Annotated in this window: 11 protein-coding genes; 7 read left to right on the top strand and 4 right to left on the bottom strand. The window is 74.0% G+C overall.

Features of this window, described 5'->3' with window-relative positions:
• Positions 1 to 128: 128 nt before the first annotated feature.
• The 5 genes from AC2TEW_RS16195 to AC2TEW_RS16175 all read left to right on the top strand — a co-directional run bounded on the left by AC2TEW_RS16195 (position 129) and on the right by AC2TEW_RS16175 (position 10,663).
• Positions 129 to 7,373, top strand: coding sequence for an RHS repeat domain-containing protein (locus tag AC2TEW_RS16195; RefSeq protein ID WP_484624040.1), 7,245 nt, complete (start codon positions 129 to 131; stop codon positions 7,371 to 7,373).
• Positions 7,374 to 7,489: 116 nt separating this feature from the next.
• Positions 7,490 to 7,843: a hypothetical protein gene (locus AC2TEW_RS16190; protein WP_484624039.1), complete on the top strand. Its 354-nt coding sequence runs from the start codon at positions 7,490 to 7,492 to the stop codon at positions 7,841 to 7,843.
• A 73-nt stretch (positions 7,844 to 7,916) separates the two neighbouring features.
• Positions 7,917 to 8,558 carry a nucleotidyltransferase domain-containing protein gene (locus AC2TEW_RS16185; RefSeq protein WP_484624038.1) on the top strand — a complete coding sequence of 214 codons (642 nt, stop codon included), beginning with the start codon at positions 7,917 to 7,919 and terminating at the stop codon, positions 8,556 to 8,558.
• Positions 8,559 to 8,686: 128 nt separating this feature from the next.
• On the top strand, positions 8,687 to 9,544 hold the full coding sequence (locus tag AC2TEW_RS16180; RefSeq protein ID WP_484624037.1) for an alpha/beta fold hydrolase: 858 nt from the start codon (positions 8,687 to 8,689) through the stop codon (positions 9,542 to 9,544).
• A 330-nt stretch (positions 9,545 to 9,874) separates the two neighbouring features.
• Positions 9,875 to 10,663 carry a VOC family protein gene (locus AC2TEW_RS16175; RefSeq protein WP_484624116.1) on the top strand — a complete coding sequence of 263 codons (789 nt, stop codon included), beginning with the start codon at positions 9,875 to 9,877 and terminating at the stop codon, positions 10,661 to 10,663.
• A 97-nt stretch (positions 10,664 to 10,760) separates the two neighbouring features.
• Here AC2TEW_RS16175 and AC2TEW_RS16170 read toward each other — a convergent pair whose 3' ends face one another.
• Positions 10,761 to 11,102, bottom strand: coding sequence for a VOC family protein (locus AC2TEW_RS16170; protein WP_484624036.1), 342 nt, complete (start codon positions 11,100 to 11,102; stop codon positions 10,761 to 10,763).
• A gap of 223 nt (positions 11,103 to 11,325) precedes the next feature.
• Complete coding sequence (locus AC2TEW_RS16165; RefSeq protein WP_484624035.1) at positions 11,326 to 12,789, bottom strand: alpha/beta fold hydrolase; 1,464 nt, start codon at positions 12,787 to 12,789, stop codon at positions 11,326 to 11,328.
• Between the two features lie 372 nt (positions 12,790 to 13,161).
• Here AC2TEW_RS16165 and AC2TEW_RS16160 point away from each other — a divergent pair, with 372 nt between their 5' ends.
• Positions 13,162 to 13,878, top strand: a complete 717-nt coding sequence (locus AC2TEW_RS16160; protein ID WP_484624034.1) for a hypothetical protein — start codon at positions 13,162 to 13,164, stop codon at positions 13,876 to 13,878.
• Positions 13,879 to 13,880: 2 nt separating this feature from the next.
• Positions 13,881 to 16,211, top strand: coding sequence for a M48 family metalloprotease (locus AC2TEW_RS16155; protein WP_484624033.1), 2,331 nt, complete (start codon positions 13,881 to 13,883; stop codon positions 16,209 to 16,211).
• A gap of 101 nt (positions 16,212 to 16,312) precedes the next feature.
• On the opposite strand, the gene AC2TEW_RS16150 is transcribed toward AC2TEW_RS16155, so the two are convergent.
• The gene (locus AC2TEW_RS16150; RefSeq protein WP_484624032.1) at positions 16,313 to 16,546 is read right to left on the bottom strand and encodes a hypothetical protein; all 234 of its coding nucleotides are present in this window, start codon (positions 16,544 to 16,546) and stop codon (positions 16,313 to 16,315) included.
• A complete protein-coding gene (locus AC2TEW_RS16145; RefSeq protein WP_484624031.1) occupies positions 16,543 to 16,695 on the bottom strand; it encodes a hypothetical protein in 153 nt (50 codons plus the stop codon). Before AC2TEW_RS16145 ends, AC2TEW_RS16150 begins: the two co-directional genes overlap by 4 nt.
• Positions 16,696 to 16,876: the final 181 nt, after the last annotated feature.

Here is a 16,876-nt window from a genome sequence, read left to right as displayed (position 1 = left end):
TCAGCTGACGAACCCTCAGTACGTCACCAATTTCCGTATCATGGGGGAATTTGCGCATGCGCGCAGAATCACGCGGATTCCGCATACGCGCCAGGGCCCGGCAACGGGCCTGGCTGAACAGAGGAGCGGTGACGGTCGCGACCGTCACCGCCCTCGCCCTGTCGGCACCCTTCGCGGTCGCCGAGTCGGTGGTCGGCGGCTACCGCTACACCGACAAGACCTGGGCGGCCGACCCGCTGCCCGCACCGCCCAAGGTGCCCGGCCACCCGACGGACAGCCCCGCGGGCAACGCCCCGCAGTCCGTCCCGCCCGCCGGGGCCCGCGAGCTGACGCCGCACGAGGTGCGCGGCGCCCGGTGGCCGGCGGGGGCCGGCGCCACCGTCGACCTGGCCGCCGCCACCCCGGTGCGCAGCCTCGCCGCGCCCGCCGGCCAGGTGAAGGCCGGCGCCCTGCCGGTCTCGGTCTCCCCGGCCGCCTCCTCCGCCGTCGGCGCCCGCGCCCGCGCGCTGGTCAGCCCGCTCGCCCCGCTGTCCCCGGTCTCCTCCGTCCAGGTCAGCCTGGCCGGCCGCGAGCAGGCCAAGGGCGCCGGCGTCGACGGCCTGCTGGTCGGCCTGGCCCGCGCCGACCACGGCACCGGCACCGGCGACGTCTCGGTCTCCCTCGACTACGCCGCCATCGACCAGGCGTACGGCGGCGGTTGGGCCTCCAGGCTGCACCTGGTGGCGATGCCGTCCTGCGCGCTCACCACCCCGCAGCTCGCCGCCTGCCGCACCCGGACCCCGCTCGAGTCGGTCAACGACCCGGTCGGCCGCAGGCTCAGCGCCGCCGTCACCCTGCCCGCCCCGGCGGGCACCAGGGCGGCCAACCCGTTCGCCGCCCCCGCCGCCCGCGCCGCGGCGGCCTCCGCCGGGATGGCGGTCGCCGCGGTGGCCGGCAGCAGCGGCTCGCAGGGCGACTTCGGCGCCACCTCGCTGTCCGCCTCGGGCGCCTGGTCCGCCTCGGCCTCGGGCGCCTTCACCTACCAGTACCCGATCACCCTGCCGCCCTCGCTCGGCGGCGCCGCCCCGACCGTCAGCCTCGCCTACGACTCCCAGTCGGTGGACGGCGAGACCTCGGCCCGCAACTCGCAGTCCTCCTGGATCGGTGACGGCTGGTCGTACAACCCCGGCTTCATCGAGCGCTCCTACAAGAGCTGCAAGGACCAGGGGATCAAGGACTCCGGCGACGAGTGCTGGGCCGGCTGGAACGCCACCCTCCAACTCGGCACCCACAACGGCGTCCTGCTGCGCGACGACAACGGCGCCTACCACCTGCAGAGCGACGACGGCACCAGGATCGAGCGGCTGACCGGCGCTTCGAACGGGTTGTGGGAGGGCGAGTACTTCAAGGTCACCACGACCGACGGCACCGCCTACTACCTCGGCCTCAACCACGCGCCCGGCACCACCGCCGACGACGCCACCGACAGCGCCTGGGGCGTGCCGCTCTACCACCCCAAGTCGGGCGACCCGTGCCACAGTTCGGACAAGGGCGACGACTCGCAGTGCGACAAGCCGGTCGGCTACCGGTTCAACCTGGACTTCGTCGTCGACGCGCACGGCAACGTGCAGCGCTACGACTGGGCGACCGAGTCCAACTACTACAACATGGGCTACGGCCAGGTCGCCGAGGACGACAAGGGCGGCACCCTCACCAAGTACACCCGCGGCGGCCGGCTGACCCGGATCTCCTACGGCTACCAGCTCGCCGACGCGCGGGCCGGCCGTGAACCCGCCGCGAAGGTCGAGTTCCGCACCGCCCAGCGCTGCACCACCTCGGACAGCGTCTGCAAGGACGGCAACCTCTCCTCGGACACCGCCGCCAGCTGGCCCGACACCCCGTACGACCTGCACTGCGAGTCGGACTGGAAGAACAAGGTCGGCGACGACGACAAGACCGACGGCGTCTGTCTGATCAGCGGCCCCACCTTCTGGTCCACCTACCGGCTCAAGGGCATCGACAGCAAGGTCCGCACCGCCTCCGGCTGGCAGGACGTCGACAGCTACGACCTGACCCAGGTCTTCTCGGACGCCGGCGGCACCTACGACCCGGTCACCGGCAAGACCCAGGACCCGAAGAGCACCGGCTCGCTGCAGTCCGTGATGTGGCTCTCCAAGCTCACCCACACCGGCAAGGACACCTCGGCCGGCGGCAGCGGGCCGATCACCCTCGACCCGGTCACCTTCGCCGGGATCGAGATGGACAACCGGGTCGACGGGCTCACCCCGGCCGCCCCGCCGCTGTACCACCCGCGGATCTCCAGCGTGCAGACCGAGACCGGTGAATCCGTCGCGGTCACCTACCGCGCACCGGAGTGCTCCCGCGAGAAGAAGAAGATGCCCGCCTCGGCGGACAGCAACACGATGGCCTGCTACCCGGTCTTCTGGAACACCCCGGGCGGCGTCGAGCCGATCGAGGACTGGTTCCACAAGACCCTGGTCTCCCAGGTCACCGACAGCGACCGCACCAAGGCCGGCTCGCCCGCCAAGGTCACCAACTACACCTACGCCGACGGCGCCGCCTGGCACCGCGACGACTCCGACCTCACCGACGACAAGCACCGCACCTGGAACGACTTCCGGGGCTTCCGCACCGTCACCACCACCACCGGCGCCGCACCCGACCCGGTCACCCAGAGCACCGTCTCCTACCTCCAGGGCATGGACGGCGACCGCAAGGCCGACGGGACCACCCGCAGCGTCACGGTCCGCACCGTACTGAACGAGGAGATCACCGACAGCCCCTGGCTGGCCGGCACCCCGTACCAGACGCTCGGGTACACCCAGGCCGGCGGCAGCGTCGTCAGCCGCACCCTCACCGACCCGCCGGCCTCCACGGTCACCGCGAGCGCCGGCCGCAAGGCCTGGACCTCCGAGGACCCGAAGCCGGACAAGCTGTCCGAACTGCCGGACCTGACCTCGCGCCGGATCACCTCGACCTCCTCGCGCACCCAGGGCCTGCTCGCCGACGGCACCTGGCGCACCGGCCGCTCCGGCACCACCTTCGACTCCACCGGCCGGATCTGGAAGCAGGACGAGCAACCCGACCTGGCCGACCCCAAGCAGCAGACCTGCACCACCACCACCTACGCCGACGCCCCGGCGGACAACCCGATGATGCTGGTCTCCCCGAAGGAGACGATCAGCGTCGCGGGCCCGTGCACCACCGCGCCCGGCAAGGACACCACCCTCTCCCACAAGCGGATCTTCTACGACGGCGACGGCTCGGTCGACCACCCCGGCAGCTACGGCGTGCTCGGCCAGAACGGCAGCTCGCTCGGCCTGGTCACCGCCACCCAGGCGGCCACCGGCTACGACGCCCAGGGCCGGCCGCAGTTCCAGACCCTCGGCGGGATGTCCTACGACCGGTACGGGCGGGTCACCGCCAGCACCGACGCCGCCGGACAGACCACCACCACCGGGTACCAGCCCGAGACCGGCCTGCTGCCCACCACGCTGTCCACCACCAACCCGCTCCAGTGGAAGGCCACCAGCACCGTCTCGCCCGGCCGGGCGTCCGTGCTGCACTCGGTGGACGCCAACAACCAGGTGACCGACGCGGCGTACGACGCGCTCGGCCGCCGGGAGAAGGTCTGGTCCCCGGGCCGCGACAAGGCCACCCAGACCCCCGACCGCACCTACTCCTACGACGTGCACGGCGCCGGCGACAACCCGACACCGTCCTCCGTCACCACCCGGAGCCTGCGCGAGGACGGCTCCTACAGCACCTCCGTCACCCTCTACGACGGCACCCTGCAACCCCGCCAGACCCAGTCCACCCCCGCCGACAACTCGGCCGGCCGGCTGGTCTCCTCCACCTTCTACGACTCGCACGGCTGGACCGTCTCCAGCATCGCCACCTACGCCGACACCGAGCACGCGCCCGGCACCACCATGTGGGCCGAGACCAACCGGACCGGCCCGTCGGTGACCCGCACCGCCTACGACGGCCAGGGCCGCCCGGTCACCACCAGCCTGGCCTCGTTCGCCAGCACGCTGTGGCAGAGCGCCGTCGCCTACCAGGGCGTCGACCGGGTCGACACCACCCCGGCGCAGGGCGGCAAGGCCACCACCACCTACACCGACGCCCAGGGCCGCACCACCGCCAGCGTCGTCCGCGACACCACCCCCGACCGCCAGCTCGGCGCAGGCACCCGGCTGGCCGCCGGCACCTCGGTGGTCTCCGCGGGCGTCCGGCTCAGCATGCAGCCCGACGGCAACCTGGTGCTGACCGCGCTCGTCGGCGACAAGGCCCTGTGGTCCGCCGGCACCGGCGGCCACCCCGGCGCCTACGCCACCGTCCAGACCGACGGCAACCTCGCCGTCCTCGACCCGACCGGGAAGACCACCCTGTGGTCCACCGGCACCGGCAGCCACCCCGGCGGCTACCTCAAGGTCCAGGCCGACGACGACCTCGCGCTCTACGACGCCGCCAACACCCGCCTGTGGTCCGCCGGCACCACGAACACCGCGCCCGCCGCGGACATCACCACCCGCTTCGGCTACACCGCCCGCGGACAGATCTCCACCGTCAAGGACAACGCCGGCAACACCTGGTCCTACGGCTACGACCTGCAAGGCCGGATGACCTCGCAGACCGACCCCGCGGCCGGCGCCTCCAGCGCCGGGTACGACCCGCTCGGCCGGCTCACCAGCACCACCGACGCCCGCAAGCAGACCCTGTCGTTCAGCTACGACGCGCTGGGCCGGCGCATCGCCGAGTACGCGGGCACCGACACCGGCGACCAGACCAAGCTGCTGGCCGAGTGGAGCTACGACAAGCTCGGCAAGGGCCTGCCGGTCGCCTCCACCCGCTACGTCGGCGGCAAGAGCGGCGCCGCCTACGTCCAGCGCGTCGACGGCTACAACGCCGTCGGCCAGGCGACCTCCGTCACCACCGTGATCCCCGCCGCCGAAGGCGCCCTGGCCGGCACCTACACCGCCAAGGCCGCCTACACCGAGAACGTCGGCCTGCTGGCCTCGACCTCGTACGGCACCGACGGCGGACTGCCCGCCGAGACGGTCGGCTACGGCTACAACCTCGAAGGCGGCCTGGTCAGCATGGGCTCGCCCAGCCGGCCCTACGTCGCCACCGTCAACTACAGCCCGCTCGGCGAGGTCCTGCAGACCACCCTCGGCACACCGAGCAAGCAGCTGCGCACCGCGCAGACCTACGACCAGGCGACCGGCCGACCGGCCACCAACCGCGTCACCCTGCAGACCAACACCGCCAACCCGATCTCCGCCACCACCTTCGGCTACGACCAGGCCGGCAACGTCACCGCCGTCACCGACGTCCAGTCCAGCGGCGGCACCGACCGCACCACCGACACCCAGTGCTACGGCTACGACGCGCAGCGCCGGCTGACCACCGCCTGGACCGACACCAAGGGCATCACCACCGCCACCGCTGGCCAGCTGGCCCGCTGCACCACGGCCCGGCCCACGCCGGCCACCGTCGGCGGCCCGGCCCCGTACTGGCTGGACTGGCAGTTCGACCAGCTCGGCGACCGCACCCGCCAGGTCGGCCACGACGTGACCGGCAACGCGGCCAAGGACGTCGCGCAGTCCCTCGCCTACCCGGGCTCCGGGACCACCCCGGCCAAGCGGCCCAACGCGGTCTCGACGGTCACCACCACCGGCCCGGCCGGCACCACGGTGCTCACCCCCGGCTACGACGAGGCCGGCAACACCCGGACCCGGACCACCACCGGCGCCCGCACCGGCAGCCAGGCCATCGACTACGACGAGGAGGGCCGCACCGGCGCCGTCACCACCGACGGCAAGAAGACCGGCTACCTGTACGACGCCGACGGCGGACTGCTGATCCAGCGCGCCCCCGGCGGCAACACGCTCTACCTGTTCTCCGGCAACGAGCAGCTCAGCCTCGACGCCACCGGAAAGACCGTCACCGCGCTGCGCTACTACCGCGCACCCGACGGCACGGTCACCGTCCGCTCCAGCGGCGGCGCCATCAGCTACCAGCCGACCACCCCGCAGGGCACCGCCCAGCTCCAGGTCGACGGCGCCACGCTCGGCATCACCCGGCGCTCCTTCGACCCGTACGGCAACCCGCGGGGCACCGCACCGGGCGCCTGGGCCGACAACCACGGCTTCCTGGGCAAGCCCGCCGACACCGTCACCGGGTTCACCCTGCTCGGGGCGCGGCACTACGACCCGGTCACCGGCCGGTTCCTGTCGGTCGACCCGGTCCTGGAGAGCGGCGACCCCAACCAGCTCGGCGGGTACGGCTACGCGGCCGGCAACCCGGCCTCGGGCAGCGACCCGACCGGACTGTGGTGGGGCTCCGGCTGGGGCGGCGCCATCGGCGGCTTCTTCACCGGCGTCGGCGACTCCATCGTCGGCGACCCGTACCAGTGGGGCGTCAACTTCCTGTCCGACGGCTGGAACTCCTTCGCCGACATCGTCAACGGCGACAACGCGGCGTTCAACAGCATGACGGGGTACGAGAACGAGACCCCGTTCCGGCTGGGCCACACCGGGTACGTCGACGACCACCCGCTCGCCGAGCTGTTCGGCGTCGACTCCAGCTCGACCTCGTACGTCGCCGGGCAGTGGACCGGCATCGTCGGCTCGTTCGCGATCGACGGCTACGGCGCGGTCAAGGCGATCAGCAGCGGCGTCAAGGCCGTCAAGGCGGTCAAGGCGGCCGTCGAGGGCGGCGAGGACGCGGTCAGCGCCGTCAAGCGGCTGCTCTCCGGCGACCTGCCCACCACCACGCCCGCCGACCCGGCGCCGACCACCCCCAAGGGCGACACCCCGTCCACGCCCAAGTCCGGCACCGGAAAGGGCGGCAAGGAACCGGGCGGCAGCGGCAACAAGAGCGGCAGCGGCAAGACCGCCGAGGAGCCCAAGCCGGCCCCCGACGCCGCCGACTCCGGCACCAGCGGCAACGCCTACCGGCGCGGCCCCAAGGGCAAGCCGAACGAGTACGAGTCCGGGCCCGCGGTCAGCCTCGGCCGGCTCAAGCAGACCCTGGCCAGGGCCGGGCACGGCGACACCTGGGACCGGTACGACGTGGTCCACCAGGAACGGATCATCGACGGGGACACCGGCGAGTTCAACTACGGCAACAGCCCGCACTACATCCGGGCGAACTCGACCATGACCGACGTGCCGCACCGCGGCCGCAACGGCCTGCCGATCATCGAGCTCTCCAACAAGGGCCTGCGCAACATCAAGGAGGCCGTGGTCACCTTCTTCCACGAGGTGCACCACCAGGAGGGCATGCGGATCCACGGCGACAAGGGCAGCGAGGAGGACGCGGAGGACTTCGGCCAGATGATGTGGCGGAGGATCTCCGGCGAGAATTGACGCACGCCGGGCCGGCCGCGGCGGGGGAGACCTCCGCCGCGGCCGGCCCGGCCGCTTCCCGCCCGCACCGGCTCTCCTGCACCCTGCACCCCTGCACCCCGAAAGGCCGTCAGCCCATGGCACGCCGATACGACGACAACGACCGCGAAGCCCTGCGCGCCCAGCTGGACCGTCCGGTGACGGAGCGCACCTGCCCGCTCTGCGGCCACCTCGGCCTGCGCTCCTACCACCGCGAGAAGCTCGGCCGCACCACCCCATCGATGATCAACTACCTCTGGTGCAGCGCCTGCCACGGCTACTCCTCCTCCTTCACCGCCGCCGAACGCCGCACCGTCGACCGCGACCCGCTCCAGGACGCGTACGGCGACCGGGTGCCCGAGCTGATGCGCGACCCGGAAGGCCTGCTCGTCATCCTCGACGGCTACTGGGAGGACGGCCGCCTGCCCCAGGCCATGGTCCGCCGCCGCTGAGCCGGGCGACCGGTACGGGCCCGGGCGACCCGAACCGCCCCGGCGCACCCGACCCGGCCGGTAGGCTCGGCCGGTGACCGAACAACTCCCGCCGGGCGGCGTCGAGATCACCGAGGCCGAGGCCGTGGCCCGATGGACGCAGGCCTGGACACCCGTCCGACTCGCCGACCGGCTCACGGGCGTGACGGCCCCCTGGTGCATCGCCGGGGGCTGGGCGCTCGACCTGTTCAAGGGCGAGCAGACCCGCGAGCACAGCGACCTCGAGATGGCGGTCCCGGCCGCCCGGTTCCCCGAGATCCGGGCCCGCTTCCCCGAACTCGCCTTCGACGTCGTCGACTCCGGGCACATCTGGCAGGACCCGGCGCCGGAGGCCCTCGCCCGCACCCACCAGACCTGGCTGCGCGACCCCGCGACCGGGAACTTCCTGGTGGACGTGTTCCGCGAACCGCACGACGGCACCACCTGGATCTGCCGCCGCGACCCGACAGTGCGCCTGCCCTACAGCTCCGTGGTCCGCCGCACGGCCGCGGGGATCCCCTACCTCGCACCGGAACTGACCCTGCTGTTCAAGGCCAAGGCACTGCGCCCCAAGGACCGCCGGGACTTCACCACCACCCTCCCGCTGCTCGACCCCACCCAGCGGCGGACCCTGGCCGACCTCCTCACCCGGGTGCACCCCGGGCACGCCTGGCTGGCGGACCTGCCCCGGCCGTGACCGGGCCCCGCCGACCCGGCCGCCCCCGCCGACCGGATCTGACCCGACCTGACCGGACCTGACCCGCCCGGCAGCACGTCGAGCCGGGCGCGGCGGGGCAGGATGGGACCGGAGAGGAGACCGCCGCCATGGCCGAACACACCGTCGAGGTCGACGGCATCGCGCTGTGCACCGAGTCCTTCGGGGACCTCGGGGACCCGCCCGTCCTGCTGATCATGGGCCTCGGCGCCTCGATGCTCTGGTGGGACGAGGGCTTCTGCCGGCTGCTCGCCGACGGCGGGCGGCGGGTGATCCGCTACGACCACCGCGACACCGGCCGGTCGGCCACCCACCGACCGGGCCGCACCGGCTACACCGGCTACACCGGCGCCGACCTGGCCGAGGACGCCGTCCGGGTGCTCGACGGGCTGCGGATCCCGACCGCCCACCTGGTCGGCGTCTCGGCCGGCGGGGCCCTCGCCCAGCGGCTCGCGCTCGGCGACGCCGCCGGCCGCGTCCGCTCCCTCGTCCTGATCAGCACCTCCGCCGCCGTCCCCGGGAAACCCGACCTGCCCGCACCGACCGAGGAGTTCCTGCGCTTCGCCGCGACCGCGCCCGCCGACCCGGCGGACGCCGACGCGGTGACCGACCACCAGGTCGCGTACGCGCGGATGCTCGCGGGCGGCCGGCGCCCGTTCGACGAAGCGGCCGCCCGCAGGCTGGTCCGGCGCGACCTCGAGCGCGCGATCGACTTCACCGCGGCCCGCCACCACGACGCACTGGCGGACGGCCCACCCCCGCCGGCGCCGCTGTCCGCCATCACCGCACCCACCCTGGTGATCCACGGCTCGGCGGACCCGATGTTCCCGCCCGCCCACGGCGAGGCGCTCGCGGAACAGATCCCCGGCGCCCGCCTGCTGCTCCTGGCGGACGCCGGCCACGGGGTCGAGCGGGCCGACTGGGCGGTGACCGTCCCCGCGATCCTCCGGCACACCGCACCCGCCTGAACCGCCCGCCTGAACCGTCCCGCGTGAACAGTCCGCCTGAGCAGCGAGGACGACGGACCAGGGCCCGCCGCCCCGGCGACAGGAAGATCTTCGGCGCCCGTCGCTGAACGGGTGCCACTTCCCGGGCCCGACACCGCAAGGTCTCCTGCGGCGCCCGGCCGGACCCGGGTTCGCCCGCACCGTGGAACGGCCGGCCGTGACGTCCCGCCAGACTGCTCCGTCCGGTGTCGTTCACCCGTTCGGCCCGGTTCGGGACGGTCAGGGCGGGTATGCCCGGCGAGTCCCCGCCACCCCGCGGAACGAGCGCACCCGGAGGAACCCGTGCCCGACATGAACGGCCCCTACAAGCCCGGCACCCCCTGCTGGATCGACCTGATGGTCCCCGACCAGCAGGCCGCCCTCGACTTCTACGGCGACCTCTTCGGCTGGCAGGGCGAGATCGGCCCGCCGGAGACCGGCGGATACTCCGTCTGCCTCCTCAAGGGCAAGCCGGTGGCCGGGATCATGCGCGCGTCCAACCCCGACGGCTCCACCCCCGACCCGATGCCGCCGACCGTGTGGACCACGTACCTGACCACCGACAGCATCGACGCCACCCTCAAGACCGCCACCGACGCGGGCGGCAGCGTGATGGTCGGCCCGATGGACGTCATGGATCTCGGGCGGATGGCCGTGATCACCGACCCGACCGGCGCCGTCGTCGGCCTCTGGCAGCCCGGCACCTTCGACGGCGCCGGCATCGTCAACGAGCACGGCGCCCTGAGCTGGAACGAACTGAGCACCGGCGACACCGGTGCCGCCGCCGCGTTCTACTCGGCCGTGCTGCCGATCAGCACGGCCCCGTCCGAGATGCCCGGCGCCGAGGGCTACACCCAGTTCCAGGTGGCCGGCCGCGCGGTCGCCGGGATGATGGACCTCTCCGCGCTGCCGCCCGGGGTTCCGCCGCACTGGCTGCCGTACTTCAGCGTCGACGACGTCGACAGCGTCCAGGACGCCGCGGTCCGGGCCGGCGGCAGCGTCATGGCCCCGGCGTTCGACATGCCGGCCGGCCGGATGGCCGTCCTCGCCGACCCGCAGGGCGGCACCTTCGCGGTGATCACCGCCACCGCCCCGGAGTAACCGCCGGGCCCGGGCCGGGAGCCGGGCCGGGGGCGGCGGGCACCCGGCCCGACCGCCCCCGCGACCCGCCCGCTAGATCCGCCCTCCACGGCTGGGGTCACGGCTGCTGGCGGAGCCCGATGACGTTGCCGTCGGCGTCCTTGACGGAGGCGACCAGCAGGCCGCCGCCGACATCGTGCGGCTCCTCGTGCACCTCGGCACCGGCGGCCAGCAGCGCCCGGTGGGCCGCCGCGATGTCGGGCACGTCGCGGAAGCAGACCGGCCCCGAGCCGTTGGTGCGGCCGTCGGGGACGAGACCGATCTGCTGGCCCTCGAGCTCGTAGCCGACGTAGTACGGCGTGTCCGTCGTCGGCCCGACGCCGAGGAAGGCGCCGAACAGCTCCTTGGACCGGGCCAGGTCCTCGACGTGGTAGATGATCACGGTGATGCCGCTGCTCATGACGTGGGTCCTCCTGCGTCTCGGGGTGGTGCCGCGGCGCCCGCGCGGGCCCCGCCGGTGATCCCACCGTAGGCGCGGGCCCCGGCGGCCGCTCCTCCCGGAGCGCCCGGCCGCCGGAGACACACCGGGCCCGCCCTGCCGGAGGGACAGGGCGGGCCCGGTGCTGGGCGGCCGCGGCCGGGGGGAGTCCGCGGCGGGCCCGGGAGGATGGCTCAGGGGGCGGTCAGTCGGTGCAGACGGTGCCGGCGGCGGGCAGCGCGAGGGTGGTCAGATACCGGTTGGTGGCGGCCCGGACGCACGGGGACAGCAGGAACATGCTGTAGTCGTCACCCTCCCGGCCGAGCACCACGCTGCCGGGCAGCTGCGCGGCCATCGCCGCACCCGCCCCGAACGGCGCCAGCGCCTGGTGGGTGGACTGCACGACCAGCGCGGGCGGCGCGCCCTTGACCGGAGCACCCGCCGCCACCGGCGCGGCCGCGACCGGCCAGGCGAGACAGCCGGCCACGGCCCGGTAGAGCCGCACGGCGCCACCCAGGTGCGGCGACACCTCGGCGAGGTCCCGCTGGAGCGCGGCGAGCTCGGCGAAGCTGTGCACCGGGCGCGGGGTGTCCAGGCAGGCGGGTACCTGCAGCTGGACCTGGGCCGGGTCCAGGGTGTCGTCCGGGTCGTGGGTGAAGGCGCCCGCGTTGCCGCCCTGGGCGGCAACGATCGCCTTCGCCAGCTCGGGCCAGGCGAGGCCCGACAGGGTCAGGAAGTCCTGGGTGGCCGCACGGATGTCCTCACCGGTCAGCGGCTGGTGGGCCGCGCTCCCGGTCGGGATCGGCGCACGGTCGGCCCGGGCGACCAGTGCGTCGTACTCGGCCGCGGCGTCCTTGCCGTGCAGCGCGCAGTCGTTCGACGCGCCGCACCACGCGGCGAAGCGGTCGAAGGCCGTCTCGGCGGCGGACGCCTCCTCGGTGATCCGCCGCAGCGGCGAGCCGGTGTCGTCCAGCGCGGTGTCGAGGACCATGCTGCGCAGCCGCCCCGGGTACAGCTCGGCGTAGGTGCGGCCGAGCAGCGTGCTGTAGTCGATCCCGTACCAGTTCAGCTGCTGCTCGCCCAGACCGATCCGCACCGCCTCGAAGTCCCGTGCGGTGCTGACCAGATCGACGTGCGCGGGGAGCTTGCCGTTGCGCCGCAGACAGTCGTCCGCGACGGCCCGGTTGTTGGCCACCAGCGCGTCGAACGCGGCCTGGTCCTTGGGGAAGTGGCTGATACCGGCGGGCTTGAGCGGGCCGTCGCACAGGATCGGGGTACTGTGCCCGACGCCGCGCGGGTCCACCGCGACCAGGTCGAACTTCTGCGTCATGTCCCCGGCGAACTTCGGCAGTCCGATGTGCATCGCCAGCCGCAGCTGCTCGATCGACGAGCCGCCGGCGCCGTCGTTCAGCAGCAGGGTGCCCGCGCGGTGCGCCCGGTCGTCGGCGGGGCGGCGGACCAGCGCGAGGGTGAGGGTGTCACCGCCCGGGTGCGCCCGGTCCACCGGCACGCGGATCGAGCCGCACTGCATCTGCCGGAAGTCGGCGTCGGCGCAGGCGTGCCAGTCGATGGCGGCGGGGGGCCGGTGGCCGGCGTCGGCGCCGTTGGCGAGCGCCGGTACGACGGCGGTGAGCGCCGCGAGGGCGACGGCGGTCAGGCTGTGCTTCATGTCGGGGCGTCCTTGGTCGTGTGCCCGGCCGGTAGGGAACCGGGTGGTGCTCAGGTGCGGCGGCCGGTGCTGCGGCTGCGAGGCCGGTGCACCGTTCATGCCGTACACGGTGCCGGTGGCGGGTGTCCGTTCTCCAGGCCTTCGGCTGCTCGCGACTGTCCACTGCTGTCCGCACCCGTTCACCTCCACCCGGGTCCGCCGGGTGCCTCGCTGTGGTCCGGGGCCGCCGGGCTCTGCATTCATCGGTGATTGTTCGTCAAATCACGGACAGGTAAAGCTATTTCATCCATCATTGGCGGTGTGTCATGGGCCGTCCGGGGCCGCTGTCCGCCGGGCCGGCCAGGGTGGGGCGACGGCAGGGGGATGATGAGGGTGACGGATCCGCTGATGGCCGCCGAGGCCGACCGGGTGGTCCCGGTGTTGCTGTACGGGCGGCGACGGCAGCTCGCTCGGGACCTGGCGCGCAGCGTCGTGCAGGAGGTCGCCGACAAGGAGTTGCCGCTGTTCGAGTCGCGGGCCCGGGATTACCTCCCCCGGCGCCTGTGGCGGCGCAAGCCGGTGGCGATGGACCCGATCGGTTTCGGCACGGATGCCGTCACCCCGGCCGCGCTGTCGGCGGCCGCCGCCGTGGTCGGGGCGATGTCGGCCGAACTGGTCACCCGCCTCTCGGCCCGCGCCGTCGACCAGGTCTTCGGTGGCCGCCGGCGGCGCCGGACGCGCGCCCTGGAGAGCGGGCCGCCCGCCGATCCGCCGGCCGATCCGCCGGCCGCCCCGCCCGCCGTGCCGCCCCGACCGACCGCCGCCCACCCGACCTCTCCCCGCCCGATCTCGGCCGCCGAGCTCCAGCGGTACCGGGACGCCGCGCTCGCGGGGGCCCGCCGACACGTCCCCGAGGAGCTGGCGCAGCGGATCGCCGACTCCGCGCTCACGAGTGTCGTCGGCCTGCTGGCCGGGAGCGAGAGCACCACCCTGCCCGACGCCGCCCGCCCCGCCACCGCTGCCGGTCCCGCCACCGCCGCCGCGACGCCGCCCGCCGCCGCGCAGCCGCCGGGCACGGCCGCCGACGGGGGCCCGGCAGCGGGGGAGTAGCCGTGTTCGCCCGGGCGGCCCTGTTCTGCATCGCACTGATGGCGGCGGCCGTCAGCATCGCGTTCGTGACCACGCCGCGCGCACAGGCCGACGCCCAACTGGCGTACACGGTCTGCGTAGGCCAGGCGGAGATGGACTACCGCCTCTCGCTGCCGCCCACACCCGAGGAGGAACTGCTGCTCGCCGCCGGGTCACCGGTCTGGCAGTGGCGGGAACTGACGACCGAGGAGCGGACGGTGCTCACCCGCCTCACCCGCGAGCAGTGCGGAGCACACCCCGCCCGCGACCGGCCCGAGGTACGCGCCGCACTGAACCTGGCGGTGCTGGTCGGCGGCGGCCTGCTGCTCTACGCGACCGCGCCGTACCGGCAGATCCTGCTCCGGCGCCTGATGCGGCTGCGCCCCACCCCCGCCACCGGCCCGGACGCCGGCTACCGGCCGGACCTGGCCGCCGCCGTGTACCGGCAGGCCGCCGACGCCGGGGTCACCCTCTCCGGGGTCTGGCTCGACGCGAACGACTACACCCAGAACGCGCTCGCCTTCGGCCACTGGCGGCGCCGCCACATCGAGCTCGCCAGCGGGATGCCCGACCTCTTCGACGAGGACCCGGACACCTTCGCGGTCATCGTGCGCCACGAACTCGGCCACATCCGGAACCGGGACGTCGACGTCACCTTCGCGGTCACCGCGCTGTGGGGCGCGTTCGTGGTCCTGGTGCTGGCAGTGCTCGGCTACTCGCTGTCGGGCCGGGCCGCCTGGGAGAGCGGACTGCGCGACCTCGGGTACCGGCTGCTGGTGCTCGGCTGCCTCGTCCTCGCGGCGCGCAACACCTACCTGCACGCACGGGAGTTCCACGCCGACGCGTACGCCGCCGCCGGGCCCGGCGGCACCGGGGGCCGGACGGCCAGGGCGAGCCTGGACCGCTTCCTGCGCCGGCTGGCACACCAGCGGTCCGCCCGGGCCGCCCGCCGTCACCACCCCCGGTCCGGCGCCGGCGGCGAACCCGCACCGTCACCCCGCACGCCGCCCGAGGAGCTGCCCGAGAAGTCGCCCGAGAAGCCGCCCCAGGATCCGCCCGACCCCGAGGACGAGGGACCGGTGTGGCCGTTCGCCACCCACCCCCCGCTCGCCCGCAGACGCGCCGTCCTGGCGGCCCCCGCCCGGGCCGACGAACTGACCGGCTGGGAGGCGGCACTGATCGGGTGCGTCGCCATGTTCACCCTCACCCTCCTGATGTCGCACTCCTTCGACGTGATGCTGTACCGGCTGCGCACGGGCGACCTCCAACTGGGCCAACTCACCACCCTCCAGCCGGTGTACGCCTGGCTCGCGCTGCCCCTGCTGCTGCCCGCCGGGACCGTGCTGGGCCGCGGCGTGTGGGCCTGCGTCGCCGCCGCGGCCGGGCGCGGGCCCGGGTTTCTGACGGCGCGTCTGGCGGGTCTGGCCGGCGGCCTGTGGGCCGGTCTCGCGCTGGGCGCGCTGCTCGTGCCGCCGGACAGCGACCGCGCCGGATGGCCCGGGGTGCTGACGGCCATGTGGTGGCGGGGGAGTCCCGGCTCGGCCGGTCTCGGCCTCGCGGCGACGGCCGCCCTCACGGTCGCGCTCACCGGGCTGCTCGCGGTCGCCTGCCGCACGCTCGGCCGGCGCCGCTGGACGGCCGCGCTGATGGGCGGCTACGGGACGCTGGTCACGGCGGCCTGGTTCCCGTCCGCGCTGCCGGCCTGGGCCGGCCCGTCCCTGTACACCCTCGTCCTCGCCGTACCCCTCGGCAGCGGGGCCCTCGCCCTCGTCACACGCGACCGGCGGCAGGCACCCGTCACCGCTCCGGTACCCGTCAGTGCCTCGGCGCCCGTTGCCGCCCCGCCGCCGGACGCGGCCCTGCCCGCCCCGACGGACACGCGGCGCGAGTACGCCGCGCCCGCCGGGTCCCGACGCCACATCGCCCTCGCCCACACCGTCACCCTCGCCACCGCGCTGGCCGCACTCGCCGCCGCGGGCCGCCTGCTGACCGGCGCGCCGACGGACGGCCTGCTCGTGCTGACCGAGACCCTGGGGCTGCTGCTCTACGTCCTGAGCCTGGTGGGAGCCGTCCTCGCCCGCCACCGCGCCGAACTCGGGCACCGACTGCACACCGGCGCCGCCTGCCTGATGGCCGCCGCCCTCCTGCTGACCCTGGACAGCCTCGTCAGCGGCGCCGTCACGCCGTTGGCCGTCCTGCTGATCCCGGGCCTCGCGGGCGGCGTCATCATCGCCGGCCGCACCACGGCCGACCAGTTGCACGGACACCGCATCCGCAACCGGGCCCCTGCCCGGGCCCGCGGCCGAAGACACTGAGGCGGCACGGGCGAATGCCCCGCCGCGGGAGGTGGTTCTGTCGTACGACGCCCCTGGCGGGGGGAGCCCCCGCCGCTCCGCGCTCGCCGCAAGGCGGGCGCTCATGCCCGGGCGGGGTCGCGTCCGAAGAAGGCCGCCAGGTGGTCGTACAGCGGGGGGTTCGGGCCGCTCTGCACCTCGCTGCCGAAGGCCTTGCCGGGTGCCTCGCCGCCCCGGAACTCCGGTCGCAGCCACACGGGATCGGCGCGGCCGGCCGTGACGCTCCCCGGACCGGAAAAGCAGAACGGGCCGGCACCGTGGTCACGGTGGCGGCCCGTTCGGAGCGGGGTGCTCATGCGGTCAGGCTGTCGAGGGCCTGGCGGGCCCGCTTCTGGACTCGCTCGGCGCGGTGCTTGAGCCGCAGCGCGCGGACGATGCGGTCCTGCTCGGCGGTCCGGAGCCGCTCGTCGATCGTCGCCTGAATCGCCTCGTAGTGGTAACTCATGATGTTTCTCCCCCTGGAGTCGGGTGCCGCCGGCGTCGTCGTGACGCCCGTTCAGCGGCTGCCCTTGTGCTTCTGATTCTACACCACGACGGCGCCTGATGCCTTTCATTAATGCCTCGATAGCGCAGATGTCCTGCTGATCGAAGGCTTTCGCGAGCGTTTGGGGTCTGTTTGCCCAGTT

This window comes from Kitasatospora sp. NEAU-CNBT7 (assembly GCF_057220535.1).
The sequence above is the reverse complement of the archived record's forward strand: the minus strand, read 5'-3'. Positions and strand labels throughout refer to the sequence as shown.

What these genes read in the sequence shown, in the direction of transcription:
- AC2TEW_RS16180 (WP_484624037.1), top strand. Translation starts at nt 8,687, where the DNA reads ATGGCCGAACACACCGTCGAGGTCGACGGCATCGCGCTGTGCACCGAG.
- AC2TEW_RS16150 (WP_484624032.1), bottom strand. Translation starts at nt 16,546, where the DNA reads ATGAGCACCCCGCTCCGAACGGGCCGCCACCGTGACCACGGTGCCGGC.
- AC2TEW_RS16175 (WP_484624116.1), top strand. Translation starts at nt 9,875, where the DNA reads ATGAACGGCCCCTACAAGCCCGGCACCCCCTGCTGGATCGACCTGATG.
- AC2TEW_RS16170 (WP_484624036.1), bottom strand. Translation starts at nt 11,102, where the DNA reads ATGAGCAGCGGCATCACCGTGATCATCTACCACGTCGAGGACCTGGCC.
- AC2TEW_RS16165 (WP_484624035.1), bottom strand. Translation starts at nt 12,789, where the DNA reads ATGAAGCACAGCCTGACCGCCGTCGCCCTCGCGGCGCTCACCGCCGTC.
- AC2TEW_RS16190 (WP_484624039.1), top strand. Translation starts at nt 7,490, where the DNA reads ATGGCACGCCGATACGACGACAACGACCGCGAAGCCCTGCGCGCCCAG.
- AC2TEW_RS16145 (WP_484624031.1), bottom strand. Translation starts at nt 16,695, where the DNA reads ATGAGTTACCACTACGAGGCGATTCAGGCGACGATCGACGAGCGGCTC.